Annotated in this window: 14 protein-coding genes; 4 read left to right on the top strand and 10 right to left on the bottom strand. The window is 63.2% G+C overall.

The annotated features are described in order from the left end of the window. Window positions 1-85: 85 nt before the first annotated feature. From XH90_RS15310 to XH90_RS15300, 3 genes are all read right to left on the bottom strand, one after another. On the bottom strand, window positions 86-913 hold the full coding sequence (locus tag XH90_RS15310) for a 3-keto-5-aminohexanoate cleavage protein (protein WP_194482241.1): 828 nt from the start codon (window positions 911-913) through the stop codon (window positions 86-88). Window positions 914-1,021: 108 nt separating this feature from the next. Beyond that, entirely contained in the window at window positions 1,022-2,410 is a 1,389-nt protein-coding gene (locus tag XH90_RS15305) for an MFS transporter (protein WP_194482240.1), read from the bottom strand. Between the two features lie 224 nt (window positions 2,411-2,634). Then, entirely contained in the window at window positions 2,635-3,363 is a 729-nt protein-coding gene (locus XH90_RS15300) for an NUDIX domain-containing protein (protein WP_194482239.1), read from the bottom strand. Window positions 3,364-3,462: 99 nt separating this feature from the next. Between XH90_RS15300 and XH90_RS15295 the strand changes: the two genes are divergently transcribed. After that, window positions 3,463-4,506: an SPFH domain-containing protein gene (locus tag XH90_RS15295; protein WP_194482238.1), complete on the top strand. Its 1,044-nt coding sequence runs from the start codon at window positions 3,463-3,465 to the stop codon at window positions 4,504-4,506. After that, complete coding sequence (locus XH90_RS15290) at window positions 4,490-5,425, top strand: sugar kinase (protein ID WP_194482237.1); 936 nt, start codon at window positions 4,490-4,492, stop codon at window positions 5,423-5,425. The genes XH90_RS15295 and XH90_RS15290 overlap by 17 nt, the downstream gene beginning before the upstream one ends. Before the next feature lie 3 nt (window positions 5,426-5,428). Here XH90_RS15290 and XH90_RS15285 read toward each other — a convergent pair whose 3' ends face one another. Together XH90_RS15285 and gmd are read right to left on the bottom strand one after the other, a co-directional pair. Beyond that, a complete protein-coding gene (locus XH90_RS15285) occupies window positions 5,429-6,385 on the bottom strand; it encodes a GDP-L-fucose synthase (RefSeq protein WP_305853189.1) in 957 nt (318 codons plus the stop codon). After that, complete coding sequence (gmd, locus tag XH90_RS15280) at window positions 6,366-7,436, bottom strand: GDP-mannose 4,6-dehydratase (RefSeq protein ID WP_194482236.1); 1,071 nt, start codon at window positions 7,434-7,436, stop codon at window positions 6,366-6,368. The genes XH90_RS15285 and gmd overlap by 20 nt, the downstream gene beginning before the upstream one ends. A 229-nt stretch (window positions 7,437-7,665) precedes the next feature. On the opposite strand from gmd, the gene XH90_RS15275 reads away from it, so the two are divergent. After that, complete coding sequence (locus XH90_RS15275) at window positions 7,666-8,799, top strand: hypothetical protein (RefSeq protein ID WP_194482235.1); 1,134 nt, start codon at window positions 7,666-7,668, stop codon at window positions 8,797-8,799. A 20-nt stretch (window positions 8,800-8,819) separates the two neighbouring features. Beyond that, on the top strand, window positions 8,820-10,004 hold the full coding sequence (locus XH90_RS15270) for a TCR/Tet family MFS transporter (RefSeq protein WP_194482234.1): 1,185 nt from the start codon (window positions 8,820-8,822) through the stop codon (window positions 10,002-10,004). Between the two features lie 47 nt (window positions 10,005-10,051). Here XH90_RS15270 and XH90_RS15265 read toward each other — a convergent pair whose 3' ends face one another. The 5 genes from XH90_RS15265 to XH90_RS15245 all read right to left on the bottom strand — a co-directional run bounded on the left by XH90_RS15265 (window position 10,052) and on the right by XH90_RS15245 (window position 25,000). Continuing rightward, window positions 10,052-10,999: an ABC transporter substrate-binding protein gene (locus XH90_RS15265; RefSeq protein WP_194482233.1), complete on the bottom strand. Its 948-nt coding sequence runs from the start codon at window positions 10,997-10,999 to the stop codon at window positions 10,052-10,054. Between the two features lie 70 nt (window positions 11,000-11,069). After that, entirely contained in the window at window positions 11,070-12,110 is a 1,041-nt protein-coding gene (locus XH90_RS15260; RefSeq protein WP_194482232.1) for a ribose ABC transporter permease, read from the bottom strand. Continuing rightward, window positions 12,103-13,626, bottom strand: a complete 1,524-nt coding sequence (locus tag XH90_RS15255; RefSeq protein ID WP_194482231.1) for a sugar ABC transporter ATP-binding protein — start codon at window positions 13,624-13,626, stop codon at window positions 12,103-12,105. The genes XH90_RS15260 and XH90_RS15255 overlap by 8 nt, the downstream gene beginning before the upstream one ends. 124 nt (window positions 13,627-13,750) lie before the next feature. Continuing rightward, the gene (xylB, locus tag XH90_RS15250) at window positions 13,751-15,196 is read right to left on the bottom strand and encodes a xylulokinase (RefSeq protein WP_194482704.1); all 1,446 of its coding nucleotides are present in this window, start codon (window positions 15,194-15,196) and stop codon (window positions 13,751-13,753) included. A 213-nt stretch (window positions 15,197-15,409) separates the two neighbouring features. After that, window positions 15,410-25,000, bottom strand: a complete 9,591-nt coding sequence (locus tag XH90_RS15245) for a hypothetical protein (RefSeq protein WP_194482230.1) — start codon at window positions 24,998-25,000, stop codon at window positions 15,410-15,412. Window positions 25,001-25,335: the final 335 nt, after the last annotated feature.

Below are 25,335 nucleotides of genomic sequence, written 5' to 3'. Positions count from 1 at the left end.
CTCAGCGCACGGGAACGCCGAGCGCCGAATGGCAGAAGGCAGCCAGGAGCATGTCAGGCAGATGTCAGGTGTGGGACGGGCGTCCCTACCCCGCGATCCCGAGCAAGGATCGCGCCTCGGCCGCAGTCGCCACGCGCCGGCCGTGGTGCGTGACGGCTTCACAAGCGATGCTCACGAGCTCCGCATTGCTGGCGGCGAGGCGCGTCTTGTCGACCCTGATATTGTCCTCGAGCCCGGTGCGAACCGCATCGGCGCCGCGCGCCAAGGCCCAGCCCATCACCTCGGCCTGATGGCGTCCGATCCCGGCCGCGGTCCAGGTCGCTTTCGGGATCAGGCGACGGAGTTCAGCCAGCAGGATGTCGAGCACATGCTCGTCGGCCGGCATCGCGTTCTTGACGCCCATGACGAACTGCACGTGCGGACGCGCGTCCATCAGCCCCGCCTCGATCAGGCGTCGCGCGCCGTGCAGATGCGACAGATCGAAGATCTCGATCTCAGGGCGAATGCCATTCGCCTTCATGCCGGTGGCGAGAGTCTCGACCAGGGCGGCGCTGTTTTCGTAGACAATGGTTGGAAAGTTCACCGACCCCGTCGACAGCGAGGCCATGTCCGGCTTCAGGTAGAGCGACGATCCTCGCGCCGAGGGATCGCGGCCGCGCCCGCCGGTCGAGAACTGCACGATCATCCCGGGACAATGCTTCTTGATCCCCTGCTGCACCTGCGCAAAACGCTCCGGGTCGGAGGACGGCGTTTCGTCGTCGTTGCGGACATGGATATGCGCAAGCGTGGCGCCGGCCTCGAAGGCCTGGTGTGTCGATTCGACCTGCTCGGCCGGCAAGATCGGCACCGCCGGATTGTCCTTCTTGCGCGGAACGGAGCCGGTGATTGCGACGGCAACAACAACGGGATTCATCTGCAAACCTCATCATGATCGCGCTCGCGCGCTTCAAACTTCAATCGACGGTCAGCTTATACAGTGAAGTCTCGCCGCTGCGAACCTCATCGCAGCGGCGTTGCCCCTTCAGATCCGAACGGCGACAGCACCGCTCGCGGCGCCCGCCCGCTGCCGCTCGTAGTCGGAGCGCGCCATCGGAACGGCCGTGGGATTGCCGAGATCGTCGATGCTGATCCGGTAGGTTTCCCTCGCCGTGACAGCCGCCAGCGCCGCGATGACAGTGATGCCGAAGGCGATCGCGCCCACCGTTGTCGGAATGTTGGCCGAGCCGGGAGGCGCCACCGTCGCAAACAGGGCCGGAAGCAACGCCGTGATGGTCGTTCCAATGTTCTGCGAGATCGCCATCGCCGAGACGCGGGTGCGCGTCGGAAACAGCTCCGGATAGAAGCTCGGGAAGATCGCGTTGTAGCCCTGATAGACGACGCCCCACATCAAGAGCGAGACCAGGATCGCGAGCGGCACGTTCCGGATGCTGATGGCGTAGAGATAGAGGAAGGCGAGCAGGCCGGAGAGCAGCGCACCCACGATGATCGGAGGCTTGCGGCCGATCCTGTCGGAGAGACTGCCGACGAAGGGAATGACGAACACGGCCACCATGTTTCCGAGCACCGGGATCCACAGATAGACGTCCTTGGCAAAGCCGATGCCGTAGGCCGGCTGCACGGCGTAGGCCGCGCCGAAGATGGTCGCAACGACCGGGATGACGTTCATCAGCGCCATGCAGATGACCCTGAGCATGTCGGGCCAGTTCAGCTTGATGGCCTGAACGACGGGCGTCCGCGGCGTTTCTCCCCTTTCGCCTTCTCGCGCAAAGGCGGGGGTTTCGTCGACTTCGCGACGAATGATGTAGCCTGCGACGATGACGAAGAAGCTGAGCAGGAACGGAATCCGCCAGCCCCAACTGTTGAAGGCATCAGTCGGCATGTAAGCCGCCAGCGGCAGGAAGACGGCGGCCGCGAGAATTTGTCCGGCCTGCACGCCCTGGAGCGCAAAACTCGCATAGAAGCCGCGCCGGCCGAACGGCGCATGCTCCAGAATCATCGAGCTTGCGCCGGAGATTTCGCCGGCAACGGCAAAGCCCTGCACCAGGCGAAGGATGACCAGCAGGATCGGCGCGAGGATGCCGACCTGTTGATAGGTCGGCAGGATGCCCACCGCCATGGTCGAGATGCCCATCAGGAACATGCAGACGATGAGAACGGTCTTGCGGCCGTGGGTGTCGCCCCAATGTCCGAGCACGAAGGCGCCGATCGGCCGGGCCACATAGCCAACGCCATAGGTCGCCAGCGACGCGACGATCGCGACCGTGGGATTGTCCGACGGGAAGAAGATTTGCGGGAAGATCAGCGACGCGGCGGTCGCGTAGATGAAGAAGTCATAATATTCGAGCGCCGACCCGATCCAGCCGCTCGCAGCGGCTTTCCTCGACTGGCTCACCTGATGGATTCCGGTCATCCTGAGAGTCCTCCAAACTGGTTTGCTGGCGTCCCGTGGTCGGGCTTCTTCGAAGAAACTGGGCAGCACTGTCCGCGCGCCGTGCGGGGTCTCCGCAAGCGTTCGTCACTGCCGATGGGTGTTTGATTGGCGCGACAATAGGCTTTCGCCGGACTAACACAATTACCCAGTTATGCGATAAACCTAACATGATGTTATCTGCGTCCGGAGCTCCCGACGCGACGTCATTCCGGCGGATTGAATGTCCGCACGAAATAGACGGGCTCCCTGCCCTTCCTGAGGCGATAGAGCTGCGCCGGACGGTTCGGGCCGCGCCGCATCTTTGCGACCGGCTCGATGATGTCGGCCGAGAGGATCCTTGTGCGGAAGGCGCTCTTCTCCAGCGGACGATCGAGCACGACCTCGTAGACGCGTTGCAAATCGGGCAGCGTGAATTCCGCAGGCATCAAATAAGCGGGCAGCGAGGTATACTCCACCTTGTTGCGCAGGCGCTGGATTGCGCTTGTCAGGATATCGCCGTGGTCGAAGGCGAGCTTCTCCCTGACCTTGCCGCCGCTGATCGGACACCAGCGCGCATCGCTGGTAATCTCCCTTGCATCGGCCGGGATCAGCGCGAAATAGGCGTGGGTTGCCGACCAGCCGCGCGGGTCGCGCGTCGCGCTTCCCCAGCTTCCGAGCTGCTCGAGATAAGGACTGGTGACGCCGGTCTTGTCCTTCAGCTTGCGTGCCGCACAGGCGGCGAGGTCACGGTCCTTGGCGACGTCGACGAAGCCGCCCGGCAGCGCCAGGCTGAGTGGAAACGGCTCGCCCTCGCCGGCCGGACGCTGCACCAGCAGCACCTGAAGCCTGTCGTCGAGAATCGCAAAGATCACGACGTCGACCGTGGTCAGCGGCCGCGCGAAATCCAATTGCCCTGATTGTCCAGCCCCTTGGACCCGATCCTCGCCCGCCATTGGCAGCCTCCCCCGTTCGACCTTGACACTAGCACAGTTAGTTGTACAGTCCAACTTACTTAGTTGCTTAGACCAACTTACTGCCATAGGAGGCAAGCCATGTTCGGCATCCGATTCATCAAGGCCCAGCCCACCACCTATCTGATGAAGTACCGCGCCGGTGCGGTCGTCGCCGAGGGCACCGGCCTTTCCGCCCTGTACTACGCGCCGGTGACCACGCTCGTCGCCGTGCCCGTCGGCAGCCGCGACGCCTCCTTCATCTTCCCATTGATCGCGCGCGACTTTCAAACGCTGACCGTGCAGGGCCTCGTCACCTATCGCGTCAGCGAGCCGAAGAAGGCGGCCTCGATGCTGAACTTCACCCTGAAGCCCGACGGCAAGACCTATGAGAGCGACGATCCGGAGAAGCTGCCCGAGCGTATTCTCGGTACGGTCGAGGTGCTCGCGCAGCAGGCGATCAAGGAGCTGGCGCTGAAGGACGCGTTGCAGGCTTCCGACCGCATCGCCGACATCATTGCAGGCGGCTTGCGGGGACGCGCCGACATCGAGGCCCTCGGCCTCGAAATCCTGGGCGTGTCGATCCGCGGCATCAAGCCGACGCCTGACACCGCCAAGGCGCTGGAGGCGCAGGCCCGCGAAGCGATCCTGAAGATCGCGGACGAGGCGATCTTCGCGCGGCGCAATTTCGCGGTCGAGCAGGAGCGCGCCATTCGCGAGAGCGAGCTCGACACCGAGATCGCGGTCGAGCAGAAGAAGCGCTCGATCCGCGAGACCCAGATGGACGCCGAGGCGAGCGTCGCCGCCAAGCGCAACGAGCTGCGCCAGGCCGGCATGGCCGCGGACATCGTGCTGGAAGGCAAGCGCAAGGATTTCGTCGGCCTCAACGCCGGGAACACTCGTACGCTGGCCGATGCCGAAGCCTATCGCGTCGGCGCGCTGATGAAGATTTTCGAGGGCGTCGACACCCGCGTCATCCAGGCGCTCGCCGCGGCCGGCATGCAGCCGGGCCAGCTGATCGCGCAGGCCTTCTCCGGCATCGCCGAGAAGGCCGAGAGGATCGGCCAGCTCAACGTCTCGCCTGACCTGCTCAGCCAGCTGATCGAGAAGCCGAAGCCGGAGGCCATCAATGCCCGCCGCCAATGACCGCAAGGTCGTGCTGGTGACGCGCAAGACCAGGCTGGAGGACCTGGTCGCGCGTTACCTGACGGCGGCGCAGGCGCGCTTCTATGTCGAGCACCTCGGCGCCGACTTCTCGGACTATGAACACGAGCACGAGATCTATCATGCGCAGCGACACGCGACGCTTCAGGTGCTGGAGCAATGGGGGCGTTACCAGGTCATCGAGCGCGGCTTCCTGCCCAATTTCATCTTCGCGCCCGATGACATCGTGGTCGCGCTGGGCCAGGACGGCGTCGTCGCCAACACCATGAAATATCTCGACGACCATCCTCTGATCGGGCTCAACCCGGATCCTGCGCGCTACGACGGCATCCTGCTTCCCTTCGAACCGCCCGACCTCGCAAAGCTGCTGCCGGAGGTCGCAGCCGACAAGCGCAACAGCCAGGCCGTGACGATGGCCGAGGCGCGACTCAGCGACGGCCAGGTGCTCCATGCCGTAAACGACCTCTTCATCGGCGCGCGCACCCATACTTCCGCGATCTACGAGATCGCAGCGGGAGGAACGACGGAACGGCAATCCTCGAGCGGACTGATCGTCTCGACCGGTCTCGGATCGACCGCCTGGTTCAAGAGCATCGTCACCGGCTCGCTGGCCATCGCCGGCAGCTTTGGCCTGCCGCCTGCTCTGACGGGCTACGAGGCCCTGCCCTGGGACGCCGCGGAGCTGCGCTTTGCCGTGCGCGAGCCCTTCCCGAGCCGCTACTCGCAGACCAATCTGGTCTGCGGGCGCCTCGCGTCCGAGGAGAAATTGCGCATCCGCTCGCTGATGGCGGAGAACGGCGTCATCTTCAGCGACGGCGTCGAAGCCGACCGCCTCGATTTCAATGCGGGCGCCGAGGTCGCGATCGGCATTGCCGGGCGGCGCGGCCGTCTGATCGTGTGAGGTCTATTGCGCGGGAACCGACGACGCGGCCTGATACGCCTCGTAAGCCTGCTTCAAGCCATCCTGAAGCGACGTCGTCGCGCGCCAGCCGAGCCTGGTCAGCCTGTTGACATCGAGCAGCTTGCGCGGCGTGCCGTCGGGACGCGAGGTGTCGAAGACAATCTCGCCCCGATAGCCGACGATCTCGGCGACGACGCGCGCGAACTCGGCGATGGCGATGTCCTCGCCGGTGCCGATGTTGACCAGCTCCGCGCCGGAATGGATCTTCATCAGATGCACGCAGGCATCCGCCATGTCGTCGACATAGAGGAACTCGCGACGCGGCGTGCCGGTACCCCAGACCGCGACGGTCTTCGCGTCCGACACTTTCGCCTCGTGAAAGCGACGGATCAGCGCGGCAACGACGTGGCTCAGCTCGGGGTGATAATTGTCGCCGGGGCCGTAGAGATTGGTCGGCATCACGCTGATGAAGTCGCTGCCATACTGGCTGCGATAGGCCTCCGCCATCTTGATGCCCGCGATCTTGGCAATCGCGTAGGGCTCGTTGGTCGGCTCCAGCGGGCCCGATAGCACGCTGTCCTCGCGCAGCGGCTGCGGCGCCAGTTTCGGATAGATGCAGGAGGAGCCGAGGAACATCAGCTTCTCGGCCCCGTTTTGATGCGCGGCCTGGATCACATTCGCGGCGATCGCGATGTTGTCGTAGATGAACTCGGCGCGCAGCGTGTTGTTGGCGACGATGCCGCCGACCTTGGCCGCGGCGAGGAAGATGACCTGCGGCCGCAGGCGCGCGAACCAGTCGAACACGGCAGCCTGGTTGCAGAGATCGACCTCGCGCCGGTCGACGGTGACGAGATTCACATTCTCCCGCGCCAGCCGGCGCACGATGGCGCTGCCGACCATGCCGCGATGGCCGGCGACGTAGACGCTCTTGCCTTTCAGCTCAAACGGTACGCTTGCCATTGACGACATCCCGTTTGGCATCGGCCAGATCGCTCGTCATCATCTCCTCGACGAGTTGCGCAAAGCTCCGCTTCGGCTTCCAGCCGAGCACCTGCCGCGCCTTGCTTGCATCGCCGACGAGCAGATCGACCTCGGTCGGGCGGAAATAGGTCGGGTCGATCTTCACCACCGCCTTGCCGCTGGCGGCATCAATGCCGGTTTCATCGACGCCAGCACCGCGCCATTCGATGCGACGGCCGACATGGGCAAAGGACAGCTCGACCAATTCACGCACTGAGCGCGTCTCACCGGTGGCGAGCACGAAATCGTCGGGCTTGTCGGCTTGCAGGATCATGTGCATGCCCTCGACGTAATCCTTGGCATGGCCCCAGTCGCGCTTGGCCTCGAGATTGCCGAGATAGAGCGTCTGCTCCAGCCCGACCTCGATCCGCGCCACACCGCGCGTGATCTTGCGCGTGACGAAGGTCTCGCCGCGGATCGGGCTCTCGTGGTTGAACAGGATGCCGTTGCTGGCAAACATGCCATAGGCTTCGCGGTAGTTCACCGTGATCCAGTAGCCATAGAGTTTTGCCACGCCATAGGGCGAGCGCGGATAGAACGGCGTCGTCTCCTTCTGCGGGATCTCCTGCACGAGGCCGTAGAGCTCGGAGGTCGAGGCCTGGTAGAACCGCGTCTGCTTCTCCATGCCGAGGATACGGATCGCCTCCAGCAAGCGCAGCACGCCGATGGCGTCGGCGTTGGCGGTATATTCGGGGCTCTCGAAGCTGACGGCGACGTGGCTCTGGGCGGCGAGATTGTAGATCTCGGTTGGCCGGATCTGCTGCACCAGGCGGATCAGATTGGTCGAATCCGTCATGTCGCCGTAGTGCATCAGGAACGGCACGTTGCCGACATGCGGGTCCTGGTAAAGGTGATCGACGCGCGCGGTGTTGAACGAGGACGAGCGCCGCTTGATCCCGTGCACGACATAACCGAGCGACAGCAGATGCTCGGCAAGGTAAGCGCCGTCCTGACCCGTCACACCGGTGATGAGAGCGACCCGCTCAGCCATATCCGCAAACGCTCCCAATCGGCCCCGCGGGGCCGGCTTCCGAAACCTGCCCTTCTCTGACACATCGTTCGCCGGGGTCAACCCACTACGGCGTTAAACCGTTCTTTTTCCGAGGATTCCGGCCGCGAGCCGGAGGGGCGGCACCGAAGGCCGAAGGGAAACCTTGAGAAGCTGGTAACACTTGTATGGTGTGATTTTCCCGCAATTTCTGGCGGGATCTGGGGCTCACGTGACGTTTCGGGAAACAGCAGCGGGGATCGACCAGCGCGGGACAAATCCGCGGCCCTTTCCTCGCGAGCACGGGGACATCCAGACCGCCGTAGTAACTCTCGTCGACCGCCTGGCCCCAATCGTCCCCGTCGCACGTCAGGGACACGTTGCCTGCGAGATCGCAAGCCTGATCGCGAGCCTGCCGAGCGCGATGGGCAACAACATGTTCCTACGCCAGAGCATCATTCGCCGCAGTACCGCGACATCCGACAATGTGATCGACGGATTGGCCGCGTGGGTCACCGTCCTGTTCGACCTTGCCAATCTTCAGCAGGATCGCGGCAGAGCCTTGGGTCTCGAAGCCAGGATTCCGGGCGATGCGCTCGATCGTCTCGCGCGGGCGCTTTCAGAATCGCGCAACGGCTGCATCATTGCCGTGCCCCATATCGGCAGCCTCGAACTGTTCGCAGCACATCTCAAGGACTGCGGCTTCAACGTCGGCTTCGTCTATTCGATCGGCCGCCGGCCGACACCGACCGAACAATGGATCTATGCAGGCCGAAGTGCAACCGGGGCGACGCCGATCGCGTTCGCACGACGCAACACCGGAGCCGAGATCGCCCGCGTGCTTCAGAACAAAGGCGTCGTCTTCATGGTCGTGGACGTCTATCCCAGCGCCATCTACGCCGGGATCACCGTCAACACCCATGATTCCGAATTCCGCTATCCACCCGGACCTGCGCGCTACGCGCGGACGGGCACGCTGGTTCTGCCCGGCTTCGCATCGTGCCGCGATGCCACGGGATTCTCGATGAACATCCTCGCTCCGATCGCTTATCGGACATCGATGCTCGTTCAAGCCGCGGCGGCCGAGTTCACGCAAGAGGTTGCGGCTCATGTCGACGGCTTTACGGCCGAGCAGCCCGGGGCCTATTGGCTCTGGCACCCCATCCCCAACGATCCTTATCTGGCGATCGCAGAGCGCCGGCGCCCGGATCTGCTGACCGCGCTGGCACCTACCGATGACGAGGCCGTCGCCCTGGCCGTGGAAGCCGCCGACGCCAGATTGACCGCATCTGATTTGACAGATCCCGTTCGCTGGACCGAGGCTCCGCCGCTTGCATCGTCCGCGCTCCCGGAAACGGTCGGCTGATGGGCAGGCCGCAAAATCCCATGAGCCGGCCGCTCGTCGCAATCCTCGCCTGTGCCGCCCTCGAAGCATCGGGCATCGCGCTGATCTTTCCGACTCTACCTCATCTGCTGCGCGCCATGGCATTCACGGACAACGTGTCGGCGCTCTATGGCGTGCTGCTGGCGCTGCACGCATTCACGCAATTCGTCGTCACGCCGGTGCTCGGTGTTCTCTCGGACCGGCTCGGCCGCCGGCCGGTGCTGTTGCTCGCGCTTGCCGGCTCGACCATCGACTATCTGGTGATGGCCTTCACGCCCTATCTGTCGCTGCTGTTCATCGGCCGCACCATCGCCGGCCTCACCGCGGCGGGCGTCGCGATGATCACCGCCACGATCGCGGACATCACGCCGGAGGCGGAGCGCGCCCGCCGTTTCGGCCTGTTCCACGCCTGCTTCGGTGCCGGCTTCGTCATCGGGCCTGTCATCGGCGGCGTGCTCGGCGACATTTCGCTGCGCGCGCCGTTCCTTGCCGCTGCGGCTTTGAGCAGCGTGAACGTCCTGATCGCGGCGTTCGTGCTCCCGGAAACGCACCGCACCGCGCGCAAGCCGTTCGCGTGGCGGACGCTCAACCCGTTCGCACCGCTGCGCTGGGCGCTGACGTTTCGCACGCTGATCCCGCTGCTGCTGGTGTTCCTGCTCGTCAGTCTCGTCGGCCAGACCTACAGCACGGTCTGGGTGCTGTTCGTCACCGACCGCTTCCACTGGACCGCGACCGATATCGGCGTTTCGCTCGGCATCTTCGGCGCCCTGGTCGTGCTGGTGCAGGCTTTCGCCATCGCCCCGCTCACAGGCCGGCTTGGCGAACGTGGCACGCTCATTCTCGGCATAAGCTGCGAGGCGATCGCTCTTCTCGCCCTCGCCTTCGCACAAGCAGGCTGGATCGCTTTCGCGCTGATCCCGCTGATCGCGTTCGGCGGCGTCAGCGCGCCAGCATTGCGCGCGCTCCAGTCCAAGGTCATCGATGGCGAACGTCAGGGCCAGTTGCAGGGGGTCGTCGCGAGCTTCGTCAGCCTGGCTGCGATCCTCGGCCCGCTCGTCTTCGGCGCAATTTACGCCTTGTCGCGCCCCGACAGAACCGGGCTCGTATGGATCATCGGCGTCGCGATTTTTGCCATCGCCGTGCCGTTGGCGCTGACGGTGCCAAAGCGGGCGATCATGCGAACGTAAAATGGACGGCGATCCCGCGAGAGGATCGCCGTCCATTGCAGCCCGTTCTATTGCGAGCGGTCCGAGGTCCAGCCCTTGTAATCCTTGATATTGTCGCGGGTCACGAGCTTCGAGGGCAGCAGCTCGACGGGCGAGGCCGGCTTCTGCCCATTGAGAATTCCGACGCCCAGCTGCACCGCGCGCCGCGCCATGAAGAACGGGTCCTGCGAGGCCGACGCCTGGATCTGCGGCGACGCCGGGTCCTTCAGTGCGGCCTCGATGTCGGGCGCGCCGTCGACCGCGGTGATGATGATGCCGCTGCGGTTCTGCTGTTTCGCCGCAAGGTCGGTCCCGATCGCCTGCGGATCATTGATGGCGAAGATGGCGTCGATCTTGGAGAAACGGGTCAGATAGCCTTGCGCGACGGTGAGGCCGCCCTCACGCGAGCCCTTGCCGTCCTGGTCGCTGGACAGCACCTTGATCCCCGCATTCTTCGCGAACACGTTCTTGCAGCCGGTGACGCGATCGATCACGGCCGAGACCTGCGGCCCGTTCTCGATGATGACATCGCCCTTGCCGCCGAGCTTGTCGACGATGTACTGGCACGAGATCTCGCCGGCCTGGACGTTGTTGGTGGTCACCGTCGCATCGGCGCCTTCGGCCGCGGTGTCGACCGCGACGACGACGATGCCCGCCGCCTGCGCCTTCTTGATCGCCGGCCCGATCGCCTTGGGGTCGCCGGGGTTGAGCAGGATCAGGTCGACGCCGGCCGCGATGAAATTGTCGATTTGGGTGACTTGCTTGCCGAGGTCGTATTCGAAGCCGACGGTGGTGATCTTCACATTGGGATTGGTCTTCTTGGCCTCGAACTCGGCGCCCTTCGACAGCGCGACGAAGAACGGATTGCCCATCGACCCCAGCGAGACGCCGATCGACTTGAGCTCCTTGGCAGAGGACGGCACGGTGGTCAGGGCGAGCGCCATCGCGGCGCCGGCGAGCATGGTCATCTTCAACATTGTCTTCCTCCCTGGTCTGTCTTCATCCCCGGGCACGGCAGACCAGTTGCCGCAACCGAATTTCGCATCACTAGGTTCGTGCGGAGCCTTGCAGCCGGTAGCGATCCAGCGCCACGGCGCCGATGATCACGAGGCCCTTGATCACATATTGCCAGATGTCGGAGACGCCGGTGAGGATCAGGCCGTTCGAGAGCACCGCGATGATCAGCGCGCCGACCAGCGTTCCCCAGATCGAACCGATGCCGCCGACGAAGGACGTGCCGCCGAGGATCACCGCGGTGATGGCGTCGAGCTCGTAGCTTTGGCCGAGTTGCAAGCCGTTGGCCGCATAGAGCCGCGCCGCCTGCATGCCGCCGCCTAGCCCGGCCAGCAATCCCGACACGCCATAGACGAAGATGAGGACGGCCCAGACCTTGATGCCGGCAAGCCGCGCGGCGCTCTCGTTGCCGCCCACCGCGTAGATGTGCACGCCGAGCACCGTCCGGCGCAGCACCAGCCACGAGACGAGGATGACGAGCAGCGCGATCACCGAGAGCCAGGGGATCGAGGCGACGCCGGGGATGAGCGTCAGCGAGCCGTTGCCGATGAAGGCATAGGGTATCGACGGATTGAACACCGTGGTGTCGGCGCCGAGCAGCCGCGCCAGGCCGCGCACGGCGGTGAGCGAGCCCAGCGTGACGATGAAGGGCGGCAGGCGCAACAGCGCGATCAGCGCGCCATTGACGACGCCGAAGCCGAGGCCGGTGAGAACGGCGACCGGCAGCCACAGCGCGCCAAGGTCAGGCAGCTTGGAAATCGTCAGGCCAGCCATCGCGGATGCCGCCAGGATCGAGCCGACCGAGAGATCGATGCCGCCGGTGAGGATGACGAAGGTCATGCCCGCTGCAAGCACCGTGTTGACCGCGGCCTGCTGCAGGACGATGCCGAGATTCTGTCCGGTGAAGAAACGGCCGTCCGAGAGATAATGAAAGCCGGCGCAGAGCAGCAGCAGCACCGGCAGCATGCCGGCCGCGCGGATCAGCAGCCTGATGCGTTGGCGCTTCGTCGCCTCGGCGGCAGCAGGGCCGTTCGTCATCGCAGCCTTCGCCTGCGTCGATCCATTGTCAGGCATCGAGATGCTCCGTCCCCGTAGCGAGGGCCATGATGTCTTCCTGAGTAAGGGGTGCCGTCTCGGTTCGCCTGACCTCACCTGCGATCAGCCCCGACCGCATCACGAGGACGCGGTCGCAGATGCCGATGATTTCAGGCAGATCGGACGAAATGACGAGGATCGCGGTGCCGGCCTTGGCGAGATTGTCGATGATCGAATAGATCTCCGACTTGGCGCCGACGTCAACGCCGCGCGTCGGCTCGTCGAGGATCAGCACCTTCGGCGCAATGGCGAGAAGCCGCGACAACAGCACCTTCTGCTGGTTGCCGCCGGAAAGACCGCCCGCGGGCACGCCGACATTGGCGGCGCGGATGCTGAGTCCCGCAAACGCCCTGTCGGCGCGCTCGCGCGCCTTGTCGCGATCCAGGAACCAGCCGAGCCTCGCATCGCGCCCGAGCACGGCAAGGTTGATGTTGTCCAGGCACGACATGTCGAGGAACAAGCCAAGCGCCTTCCGGTCCTCGGTCAGATAGGCGATACCGGCCTCGAGGGCCTCGCCGGGCGTACGGATCTCGATTGGCTGGCCTTCGAGTTCGAGACGGCCTGACGTCTTTGGTGCCGCGCCGACGATGAGATGCGCAAGCTCGGTGCGGCCGGCACCGATCAGGCCGGCAAGTCCCACCACCTCCCCCGCATGCACGGTGAGCGAGCAGCCTCTGACGCGCTGCCCGTCGGCCATGTCGCTCGCCGTGAGCACGGGGTGCCCCTTCCCGGCCTCGGGATCGTGATCCTTCTTGTAGAAGGACGAGACGTCGCGCCCGACCATCATGCGGACGATGGCGTCGGCGCGGATGTCCTGCTTGTCGAGCGAGCCGACCAGGCGGCCGTCGCGCAGCACGGTGACGCGGTCCCCGAGCGCGTAGACCTCGTCCATGCGGTGCGAGATGTAGATGATGGCAAGCCCTTCGGCACGGAGCTGACGGATCAGCGCAAACAGCCGCTCGCTCTCGCCGGCCGACAGCGCCGTGGTCGGCTCGTCCATGATCAGGATTTTCGAGCGCGCGTGCAGCGCACGCGCGATCTCGACCAGCTGGCGCTGGCCCATGGACAGATGGGCCACCAATGTCGAGGGCAGGAAGTCCGCGCCCAGCCGCGCAAGGATCGGGCCGACGCCCTCGCGCATGGTGCCGCGCGCCAGCAAACCTGAACGCGATATCTCGCGGCCGAGATAAATATTCTCCGCGACGCTCAAATTGGGGGCCAAAGACAGTTCCTGATAGATGATCGAGATACCCGCGGCCCGGCCGCCGAGCGGACCTTCGATCCTGACAGGCTTGCCCTCGATGCGGATCTCGCCGCCGGGATCGGGCCGGTAGGCCCCCGACAGGATTTTCATCAAAGTCGATTTGCCGGCGCCGTTCTCGCCCATCAGGGCATGGATCTCGCCGGCATAGACGGTCAGGTCGACCGCACGCAGCGCCTTGATGCCGAAGAAGGATTTTGAAACTCCCCGCATCTCGAGGATCGGATCGTTCATCGTGCCTCCCGGCGCACAATGCATTTCCTGTCCGCGCTTCGTTTCGAGCGCGGTTCGCCCATTAAACAAAAGGCCATCGCGCAGGGCAACAGCGAACAAGGCGAAATGCGCATCCAAAGCGATGCTAGTGGTGCGGCCGATACAAGTGGCGCCAGGCGGGAAGCCGCTCGGCATAGGCCTCCACCAGCGCGCGATCGGGTTCGAAAGTCTCGACGCGTTGCGGTGGCGTGCAGACGGTTTCGATTGCCTCGCCAGTGACAGCAAGCCGCCCCAATCTCGCCGCACCGAACGCCGCGCCGGTTTCGCCGTCGGCAAAGCGATGGATCGGGACGTTCAGAACGTTTGATAGCACCGACAGCCAGAACCGGGACCGTGAACCGCCGCCGATGACATCAGCTTCCGTCACCGCGATGCCAGCATCGCCAAGCGCCTCACGACAATCGGCCAGCGCGAAGGCAACCCCCTCGAGCACGGCCTGCACGATCGCGGTGCGGTCGATGCCGTGGCTCAAGCCATCGAGCATGCCACGCACGACGGGATCATCGTGCGGTGTCCGTTCGCCCGCAAGATAAGGCAGGAAGCTCACCGGCGACGGCGCCTGCGCGCACTCTCCCAGCGGCGCTAACAGCTCGGCTTCAGTGGCGCCGAACAGCCGGGCGGCCCAGGCCAGACACGACGCCGCCGAGAGGATGGCACCGGCCTGAATCCACATGTGGGGAATCGCGTGGCAGAAGGTGTGGACCACGCGGTCCGGATTGGCGGCAATATGGTCGGACGGCGCCAGCAGTGCACCGGAGGTTCCCAGCGAGATGAACGCAGTGCCGGGCCTGATCGCGCCGATGCCGACAGCGCCGGCGGGATTGTCGCCGGCGCCGCCCGCGATCATCGGGCACCGCGCCATGCCCCAACGCTGCGCGAGCTCGCGCCGCAACGTGGCCGCGGGCGCGCACCCCTCGACCAGACGCGGCATGTGCGCGCGCGACAGGCCGGTCGCGGCCAGTGCCGCATCCGACCAGTCCCGCCGCGCCGCATCGAGCCATAGGGATCCGGACGCGTCCGAGACATCCTCGATCGCCTCGCCTGACAGCACCAGGCGCAGATAGGCCTTCGGCAGCAGAACGCGTTTGGTCGCCGCAAAGACCTCAGGCTCGTGCGTCGCGATCCAGAGCAGCTTTGGCGCCGCGAAGCCCGGCATCGCCTTGTTGCCCGTGATCGCGCGCAAGGCGGGCCAGCGCTGCTCCAGAATGCGGCACTCCGCGGCGGAGCGCCCGTCGTTCCAGAGAATGCAGGGCCGCAATGGCGTATCGTTCGCATCGAGCAGCGTGGGACCATGCATCTGGCCTGACAGCCCGATGCCTTCGACGGATGCCAGCTCCTTCCCATGCGACGCCTTCAGGGCATCGAGCGTGGCAAACGTCGCCGCGACCCACTGTGCGGGATCCTGCTCGAAATAGCCCGGATGCGGCGAGGCGCTCGTCAGGGCCCTGCTCTCGCTCGCAATCACGTGCTGCGCGCCATCGACGAGAACGGTCTTGACTGCGGAGGTGCCGAGATCGATGCCGAGATACATGACGGATGCGGTTCCCGAGGCTGGCGTCACAGCGGCCGCCATGCGACACCGCGCTGATCGACTCACCCCTCGGCTATATTCCGCTTCAGCTGGACATTGAACCAGATTTTCAGGATTTTTCCTGTTGCGGAGAGGTCACGCGGAACCTCCGCACTTCAGGGCAAACCCGCGTGATGATTTTGTGCAATCGAAAGCTGCCCGGTGCATCCCCAGTCAAACGACAATATCGTGGTTCACATAGGTAATCGCAGTCCCCTTTGAAAGATCGGATGCAAGGCTGAAATTGTCCGCCGAGTAATTACCGATCAGCGACAGCTCGGCGATGTGGGCTCCATCGGAAATCGTGAGCATGCCGCCAGCGCCGCCGACGTTCTGATGGTAACTGAGCGAGGCCGCACCAAAATCAAGATTGGCAAGATCAACCACGTCTGCTTCGCCGAAGCCCGCTATCGTGCCATTGAAGTGGAATGCGTCGCCAAGCCTTAGAACGCCGGAGCCCGAACCGAACGTTACACTGATGGTTGCGGAGGCTTCGAGGTCAAGCGTCGCAGCACCATCGATCTTGGCGGTGCCGCTTCCGCTCAGCTGGCCCTGAACCGTAAGGCTCGATCCGTTGGCCCACAATACACCTGAGTTCGCGATCGAGCCCATAACCATCAAACCGCCACTGCCCGACGCTTCCAAAACTCCTGAATTGTATATCGTGTTGACGCCGGTATTGATCGTGAGAGCGTGAGTACCAGTCGCGTCGATATTGCCGGCGTTGGTCAGCGTCAGTTCGCCGTTGCCGAGGCGTCCGGCTCCGGAGATCGTATTGTCTTCGTTATCGAGCGTGACGGCGGCGCCCGTTCCGCAAATGACGTTGTCATCGCTATCCGACAGTTCGAGGTGACCGCCGCCCAGCAGCGTCACACCGTACCCAATCAGCTGAAAATCGGTTTCATCGCCAGCGGAATTCAACGCAATGGTGCCGGTATTGTTGATTGTGCCGCTGAAGGGCATCACGGCCCCATCGCTGATCGTCATTGTCCCTGCATTGTCGAGCGTCGGCATCTGGTCGAAAACGAAATTGCTCTCGCTTAAGGCGGCCGCATGCACTCCCTGCAACTCGATCGACTGCCCTTCTCCCAGCATGATCAAACTATTGCCATTGACGTCTTCGGTCAGATGCGCCTGGACTTCGCTGAAGCTTTTAAAGTCGTCATATCCGATCAGGTCGATCTGATCGCGTGCCGTGTCAAAACTGTAAACCGTGTCGTGCCCGATCGGCTGCCCAAAAACGAAAAGATCATTTCCACCGGCGCCGGTCAGCGTGTCGTCGCCTGACAGGGCAAAGATCGGCGAACCCGTCGCATAGGCTTCGACGTTGTCCAGCACCAGCGCGGTTCCGATGCTGCCATCTGCATTGGTCCAGGTTTCGGTCACGCCCAGCACCATGGCGCCAGAAAAGGCGGCGGCCGTCGTTACCGTCAGTGCATTCAGATCATTCGTGTCTACCGTCCAAATGCCGTTATCGAGATTCGTACCTTCGCTGAGGCTCCAATCCGTCGGTACTCCGGTCAACGTCAGATGGACTGGACCCGTCAGCTGGACGCCTGATGGATCCGTCAGCGCCAAATTGATGGGCTCTCCGGACGTACCGGCAGGCGCGACTTGGAAGGAGGAGTTATTCGTCAATTCCACCGACTTGGTTGCAGACAAGTTCGCGGAGTCATACGCAGTGATTACAAGAACGTCATTGTTCTTGATGAGGGTCGTAGAACTCGTTGTGATCGTGTAAATTCCGGACTGGTAAGTAACCGACGACAACAAGCCCGAAAGCGTCCATACGCCTCCATTGAATGCCGCAGAGCCAAGGAGCACTCCGTTATCCGTGAGATCGAATTTTGTAATGCCGCCCTGGCCGACAACGGCCGCATCGTTGTCCGTCACAGCGGCCTGGAACGTCCAAATGCTTCCCGACGCCGTCTTATTGCCCGTGAACGCATATTGGTTGTCGATAATGTCTGAGAACACGGGTGGCGGTGCCAACTGGACCAAGCTGCCGCCGTGACCATCATCCGTGAATTGCCAGCCCTGGTTTGTATAGTCACCGGAGAAACGGATCTGGACGGAGATGTCGCCGGCAACGGTGTGATCGATGAAAGTGACAGTGCTGATGTTCGAGCTGTAGGAAACCGTCGTAGACATGCTGTTCGCATTGAAAGACAGATCCCTCAAGTCGATCTGATCATCCAGCGTGAGAAGCGTCCCGACGGAAGATCCCGCGATCAATCCGAGGAATTGCTTCGATTGATCGAGAATGAGTTCACCTTGGACGCCCGCAAACAACACAATATTGCCAGACGCGACCGAGCCCCCGATCTGCAGCTGTACAAGGTCGGCGATATTGATCGCGCCGGTGCCAATGATGTCCCCGGATATATCAACTGCCGTGATGGCGTAAATCGTGCCATAGTCGGCGACGGTTCCCCCGGCAATATTTGATGAATTCAGCGTAAGCGTTGCGCCGCCGTCGACCCTGACCGTGCCGCTGTTGATCACGCTGTCGGTGTTCAGCGTCGTCGTGCCGGTGATGTCCAGCAGCCCGCTGTTGCTGATCGTGCTGCCACCCGTCCCGGTGATGATGTCGATCCCCGCCAGCGTCACCGTGTCCGCCAGCGCCAGCGTGCCCTTGTCGGTGATCGTCGTGCCGGTCACCGTCACATTGTCCAGCGTCAGCTGCGTCGAGGCATCGATCGTCACCAGGCCGCCGTTCAGCTGCGCGTTGCCGGTGATCGTGCTGACGCCCTGCACCGTCTCGATCAGCCCGTTGTCGGCGATCGTGCCGCCGCTGATCGTCGTGCCGTTCAGCTTCAGCGTGTTGCCGACCCTGATCGTGCCGCCGTTGGTCACGCTGTCGGTGTTCAGCGTCGTCGTGCCGGTGATGTCCAGCAGCCCGCTGTTGCTGATCGTGCTGCCACCCGTCCCGGTGATGATGTCGATCCCCGCCAGCGTCACCGTGTCCGCCAGCGCCAGCGTGCCCTTGTCGGTGATCGTCGTGCCGGTCACCGTCACATTGTCCAGCGTCAGCTGCGTCGAGGCATCGATCGTCACCAGGCCGCCGTTCAGCTGCGCGTTGCCGGTGATCGTGCTGACGCCCTGCACCGTCTCGATCAGCCCGTTGTCGGCGATCGTGCCGCCGCTGATCGTCGTGCCGTTCAGCTTCAGCGTGTTGCCGACCCTGATCGTGCCGCCGTTGGTCACGCTGTCGGTGTTCAGCGTCGTCGTGCCGGTGATGTCCAGCAGCCCGCTGTTGCTGATCGTGCTGCCACCCGTCCCGGTGATGATGTCGATCCCCGCCAGCGTCACCGTGTCCGCCAGCGCCAGCGTGCCCTTGTCGGTGATCGTCGTGCCGGTCACCGTCACATTGTCCAGCGTCAGCTGCGTCGAGGCATCGATCGTCACCAGGCCGCCGTTCAGCTGCGCGTTGCCGGTGATCGTGCTGACGCCCTGCACCGTCTCGATCAGCCCGTTGTCGGTGATCGTGCCGCCGCTGATCGTCGTGCCGTTCAGCTTCAGCGTGTTGCCGACCCTGATCGTGCCGCCGTTGGTCACGCTGTCGGTGTTCAGCGTCGTCGTGCCGGTGATGTCCAGCAGCCCGCTGTTGCTGATCGTGCTGCCACCCGTCCCGGTGATGATGTCGATCCCCGCCAGCGTCACCGTGTCCGCCAGCGCCAGCGTGCCCTTGTCGGTGATCGTCGTGCCGGTCACCGTCACATTGTCCAGCGTCAGCTGCGTCGAGGCATCGATCGTCACCAGGCCGCCGTTCAGCTGCGCGTTGCCGGTGATCGTGCTGACGCCCTGCACCGTCTCGATCAGCCCGTTGTCGGCGATCGTGCCGCCGCTGATCGTCGTGCCGTTCAGCTTCAGCGTGTTGCCGACCCTGATCGTGCCGCCGTTGGTCACGCTGTCGGTGTTCAGCGTCGTCGTGCCGGTGATGTCCAGCAGCCCGCTGTTGCTGATCGTGCTGCCACCCGTCCCGGTGATGATGTCGATCCCCGCCAGCGTCACCGTGTCCGCCAGCGCCAGCGTGCCCTTGTCGGTGATCGTCGTGCCGGTCACCGTCACATTGTCCAGCGTCAGCTGCGTCGAGGCATCGATCGTCACCAGGCCGCCGTTCAGCTGCGCGTTGCCGGTGATCGTGCTGACGCCCTGCACCGTCTCGATCAGCCCGTTGTCGGCGATCGTGCCGCCGCTGATCGTCGTGCCGTTCAGCTTCAGCGTGTTGCCGACCCTGATCGTGCCGCCGTTGGTCACGCTGTCGGTGTTCAGCGTCGTCGTGCCGGTGATGTCCAGCAGCCCGCTGTTGCTGATCGTGCTGCCACCCGTCCCGGTGATGATGTCGATCCCCGCCAGCGTCACCGTGTCCGCCAGCGCCAGCGTGCCCTTGTCGGTGATCGTCGTGCCGGTCACCGTCACATTGTCCAGCGTCAGCTGCGTCGAGGCATCGATCGTCACCAGGCCGCCGTTCAGCTGCGCGTTGCCGGTGAGCGTGCTGACGCCCTGCACCGTCTCGATCAGCCCGTTGTCGGTGATCGTGCCGCCGCTGATCGTCGTGCCGTTCAGCTTCAGCGTGTTGCCGACCCTGATCGTGCCGCCGTTGGTCACGCTGTCGGTGTTCAGCGTCGTCGTGCCGGTGATGTCCAGCAGCCCGCTGTTGCTGATCGTGCTGCCACCCGTCCCGGTGATGATGTCGATCCCCGCCAGCGTCACCGTGTCCGCCAGCGCCAGCGTGCCCTTGTCGGTGATCGTCGTGCCGGTCACCGTCGCATTGTCCAGCGTCAGCTGCGTCGAGGCATCGATCGTCACCAGGCCGCCGTTCAGCTGCGCGTTGCCGGTGATCGTGCTGACGCCCTGCACCGTCTCGATCAGCCCGTTGTCGGCGATCGTGCCGCCGCTGATCGTCGTGCCGTTCAGCTTCAGCGTGTTGCCGACCCTGATCGTGCCGCCGTTGGTCACGCTGTCGGTGTTCAGCGTCGTCGTGCCGGTGATGTCCAGCAGCCCGCTGTTGCTGATCGTGCTGCCACCCGTCCCGGTGATGATGTCGATCCCCGCCAGCGTCACCGTGTCCGCCAGCGCCAGCGTGCCCTTGTCGGTGATCGTCGTGCCGGTCACCGTCACATTGTCCAGCGTCAGCTGCGTCGAGGCGTCGATCGTCACCAGGCCGCCGTTCAGCTGCGCGTTGCCGGTGATCGTGCTGACGCCCTGCACCGTCTCGATCAGCCCGTTGTCGGCGATCGTGCCGCCGCTGATCGTCGTGCCGTTCAGCTTCAGCGTGTTGCCGACCCTGATCGTGCCGCCGTTGGTCACGCTGTCGGTGTTCAGCGTCGTCGTGCCGGTGATGTCCAGCAGCCCGCTGTTGCTGATCGTGCTGCCACCCGTCCCGGTGATGATGTCGATCCCCGCCAGCGTCACCGTGTCCGCCAGCGCCAGCGTGCCCTTGTCGGTGATCGTCGTGCCGGTCACCGTCACATTGTCCAGCGTCAGCTGCGTCGAGGCATCGATCGTCCCCAGGCCGCCGTTCAGCTGCGCGTTGCCGGTGATCGTGCTGACGCCCTGCACCGTCTCGATCAGCCCGTTGTCGGCGATCGTGCCGCCGCTGATCGTCGTGCCGTTCAGCTTCAGCGTGTTGCCGACCCTGATCGTGCCGCCGTTGGTCACGCTGTCGGTGTTCAGCGTCGTCGTGCCGGTGATGTCCAGCAGCCCGCTGTTGCTGATCGTGCTGCCACCCGTCCCGGTGATGATGTCGATCCCCGCCAGCGTCACCGTGTCCGCCAGCGCCAGCGTGCCCTTGTCGGTGATCGTCGTGCCGGTCACCGTCACATTGTCCAGCGTCAGCTGCGTCGAGGCATCGATCGTCACCAGGCCGCCGTTCAGCTGCGCGTTGCCGGTGATCGTGCTGACGCCCTGCACCGTCTCGATCAGCCCGTTGTCGGCGATCGTGCCGCCGCTGATCGTCGTGCCGTTCAGCTTCAGCGTGTTGCCGACCCTGATCGTGCCGCCGTTGGTCACGCTGTCGGTGTTCAGCGTCGTCGTGCCGGTGATGTCCAGCAGCCCGCTGTTGCTGATCGTGCTGCCACCCGTCCCGGTGATGATGTCGATCCCCGCCAGCGTCACCGTGTCCGCCAGCGCCAGCGTGCCCTTGTCGGTGATCGTCGTGCCGGTCACCGTCACATTGTCCAGCGTCAGCTGCGTCGGGGCGTCGATCGTCACCAGGCCGCCGTTCAGCTGCGCGTTGCCGGTGATCGTGCTGACGCCCTGCACCGTCTCGATCAGCCCGTTGTCGGCGATCGTGCCGCCGCTGATCGTCGTGCCGTTCAGCTTCAGCGTGTTGCCGACCCTGATCGTGCCGCCGTTGGTCACGCTGTCGGTGTTCAGCGTCGTCGTGCCGGTGATGTCCAGCAACCCGCTGTTGCTGATCGTGCTGCCACCCGTCCCGGTGATGATGTCGATCCCCGCCAGCGTCACCGTGTCCACCAGCGCCAGCGTGCCCTTGTCGGTGATCGTCGTGCCGGTCACCGTCGCATTGTCCAGCGTCAGCTGCGTCGGGGCGTCGATCGTCACCAGGCCGCCGTTCAGCTGCGCGTTGCCGGTGATCGTGCTGACGCCCTGCACCGTCTCGATCAGCCCGTTGTCGGTGATCGTGCCGCCGCTGATCGTCGTGCCGTTCAGCTTCAGCGTGTTGCCGACCCTGATCGTGCCGCCGTTGGTCACGCTGTCGGTGTTCAGCGTCGTCGTGCCGGTGATGTCCAGCAGCCCGCTGTTGCTGATCGTGCTCCCGGCCGTCCCGGTGATGATGTCGATCCCCGCCAGCGTCACCGTGTCCGCCAGCGCCAGCGTGCCCTTGTCGGTGATCGTCGTGCCGGTCACCGTCACATTGTCCAGCGTCAGCTGCGTCGAGGCATCGATCGTCACCAGGCCGCCGTCCATATCGGCGTCGCTGATCTTGCTCGAGCTGGCGATGACGATGACACCGGCGCCGAGCACGTTGCCGTCATTGATGGTGCCACCACTGATCCTAACGCCAGAAAGGGTCAGTGTCTTGCCGTCGTCGACCGTCAGAACGTTGTTGTTCAGAGTATTGTCGCTGATGGAACTATCCCCGATGATCTCGAGCAGTCCCAAGTTATTGATCGTCCCACCGTCTATCGCCACATGGTCCAGCATACGTGTCTGGTTGACATCGACCTGGATGACCCCGGCGTCGTGGATCACGGTATCTGTCACCGTGGTGCCATTCAGCGTCAATGTGTAGCCATCGTCGACGAAGATCTGGCCACCGTATATCGCTGCATTGTTAATGGCGCTGTTGCCGGTGACGTGAATGACGCCGTTGTCATTGACGACCCCCCCGAGGATGAGGGTACCGTTCAAGGTCAAGGTCACACCATCATCGGACGTGCTTCCGACCTGAATAACGCCGCCAAGATTCTCAACGTCGACGCTATTGAGCGTCGCACCCTGTCCGCTCTCAATCTTGACGATACCGGCGTTAAAAATGGTGCCGCCCGTGATCGTGGTACCGAAATCGAAGGTCAATTGCCCCGTGACAGCGATGGCGCCAAAATTGCTGACGATCTCGTCGTGGAAGGCATTGCCAGTGCCGCTGACGTTGATGCGACCAAAGTTATCCAATGAGCCGTTGATCAGCGTGGCACGACCGGTGAGGTCGATAGTCCCCTTGTTCTCGATGCTGCCATTGAACGAGGCGCCGTACAGCGACAAGTCTGCACCCGGATCGATTAGCACAAGGCCTGAATTTGCTACGTTGACGGCAACATTAAGCGTACCGCCGGCCAGTTCGAGCATTCCCCCTTCATCATTCGAAACGGAGCTTTGATCGATGAAATCTCCACCATCCATCAGCACAGTGCGACCGGAGTTGTGGAACGCACTCCGGTCCAGGAGTTCAAGCAGGCCTACGATAGTCGTGCCAAAATTGTAAAATGTGCTTTCGCCGTAAAGCGTCAGCGCATTGCCAGTCGTCAAGGTACTGTTGTTGATCAGTTGCGCGCCGCCGCTGGTACCGGCCACCCCCAGTGTCACAGAGTTAGCAAACGCTGCTTCAACGATGGTCACCGTATTCTGGTCGGCGCCGCCAACGATAACCTCGGCGGGAATGAAAACATCATAGAGCGCCGTTGGAACGAGGCCCGACGACCAGTTTGAACCGACGCTCCAGAAACCCTCGTTCGGGATCCACTCTACCGAGGGAGGGGAGGATATCGTGATCGTAAACGGCTTCTGGACCGTCGTATTGTAACCAATATTGTTGGTGTCGACTTGAGCGTTGTAGGTCAGTACCAGTGTTCTGCCGGATCTAAGGAAATCGAACGCCCTGTCTGCGACACTGTAGGTCCAGCTGACTGAGCCAGAGCTGTTATTGCCGGGGGCTGGCACCACGGCAAGGTCGACTTCCACTGCTGTAATTGCCGCCAGTTCCTTGGCGGTCAGCGTCGCGGTGATATCCCTGCCTTGGGCATCCAGGACCTTGAACGAGACAAAATTGGTTTTGACCGTCGGAACGTCGCCGCGGTTGACGTCTTCAAAGGTGATGATCCCCGAAACGGAATCGACATTCGCGCGGTTGGCAGCAGCAGATCGCACTGTGAACTCGCCTGACGTCACATTGACGGTTGGCGGAAAGTTCAAGTACACCGGGACGAACTCGAAGGTTGCAGTTGCCGTTACCGGGCCCAGCTGAAAACTCACCGAATACTTCGAACTGTAGCCATCGTCACCGGCAAACAGAATGTGCGGAATACCGTCCGGCACGATGGAATCGGTAAATTGATTCAGAGCCTTCGGGTTTGCGTCGGTAAATTTCAGCGCAAACACATCGGAGATGAGTTGCTGGATTTCAGCCGACAGCGGCGCGGCGGCCGCCGTACTGAACACGCCCTGATTGTACGTGATGAGCTTGCCGGCGTCGTCAACGGTCGCGATCGGAGCAAGTGTGGTCCGGTCCATCAAGATATAGGATCCGGTTGTTCCATCCGGTTCTACCAGAACCTGGAAACCTGCCGTGACCTGGCCCTGGCCTCCGTTCGGCGACACGTTTGAAACAAGAAATTCAATCTTCTGGACCAGGACCGCTGTACCCCGGATGCCCATAGTCGCAACCGGGGTATCGACCTTCATGTCACCATGCTTGGCAGTCTGTCCGGCGACGAAAGTGATGGTTCCCGCGACGAGGCTCAACAACGACGAGTTGTTCGACCCGTTGGGGTCGTAGACCATTTCGTTAAGCACCATTCGTGAATTGGAGGCGAGCCCGAATACGGTGCCGTCGATAAAAGTGATTCCGAGCTTGGAATCCGAGCCTGACTGAACGACATCGCCTTTTTCCAGGTTATCGCCGAGGTTCAGGATAATTGAAACGCCGTTGCGAATGGCCGTGGCATTGCCGACGAGCTTGGTGACGTGACCAATGATCTTGCCGGCACTGGTGCTGCCGTCAGCCTGCGCATACTGGGTATGGCCGGTCAGGGCCGTGACAACATCGCCGGTGAGCCAGGCCCCATCAGGTGACGCCAAGCCTGCGCGATGTTCGCCGCGAAAGTAATCGCGGATCAGGAAATGGCGGTCATCGCGCGAAAGCTCGAGGTCGACACCCGCGCGCTTGAACTCGCCGGAGAACAGAAGACTGGCGTCCGGCACCACAATGCGAGCGGGATTTGCCATATCCACCACGCCCGGCGCGCCGCCCGGCTGCAGGGCGGCCCCCCATTCATCGCCGCTATCCTCCCCGACGGGAAACATGAAGCCGCCCCAAAATAATTAATGATTTATTTATCTTTTAACGAGTTCCTTATAATCCAATCAAATTCATCTACCAATGATCCTGACCTTATTTTTGAGGGGTATGCGCAGGGGGCGGGCAAGTTCAGCTGGCGCGATGACAACGTCGACTTAATTGATTTTATGTCTTATTTTAATCTTTTTGACTTATTTTGAGACAGAGCCAGAGACTGGCGTCGAAGCCGCGAAACCAGCCCACAAGCGGCTATACGCCGCGCTCCCCGAAAGGCAGATCAGGGTCACCTCGATCTGATGTCGGAATCCCCGATCGGCTTGCGCAGGCGGTCGAGGCGTTC

The organism is Bradyrhizobium sp. CCBAU 53338, assembly GCF_015291665.1.
GTDB lineage: Bacteria > Pseudomonadota > Alphaproteobacteria > Rhizobiales > Xanthobacteraceae > Bradyrhizobium.
Note: the sequence above shows the minus strand (reverse complement) of the source record. Positions and strands in the feature narration are given on the sequence as shown.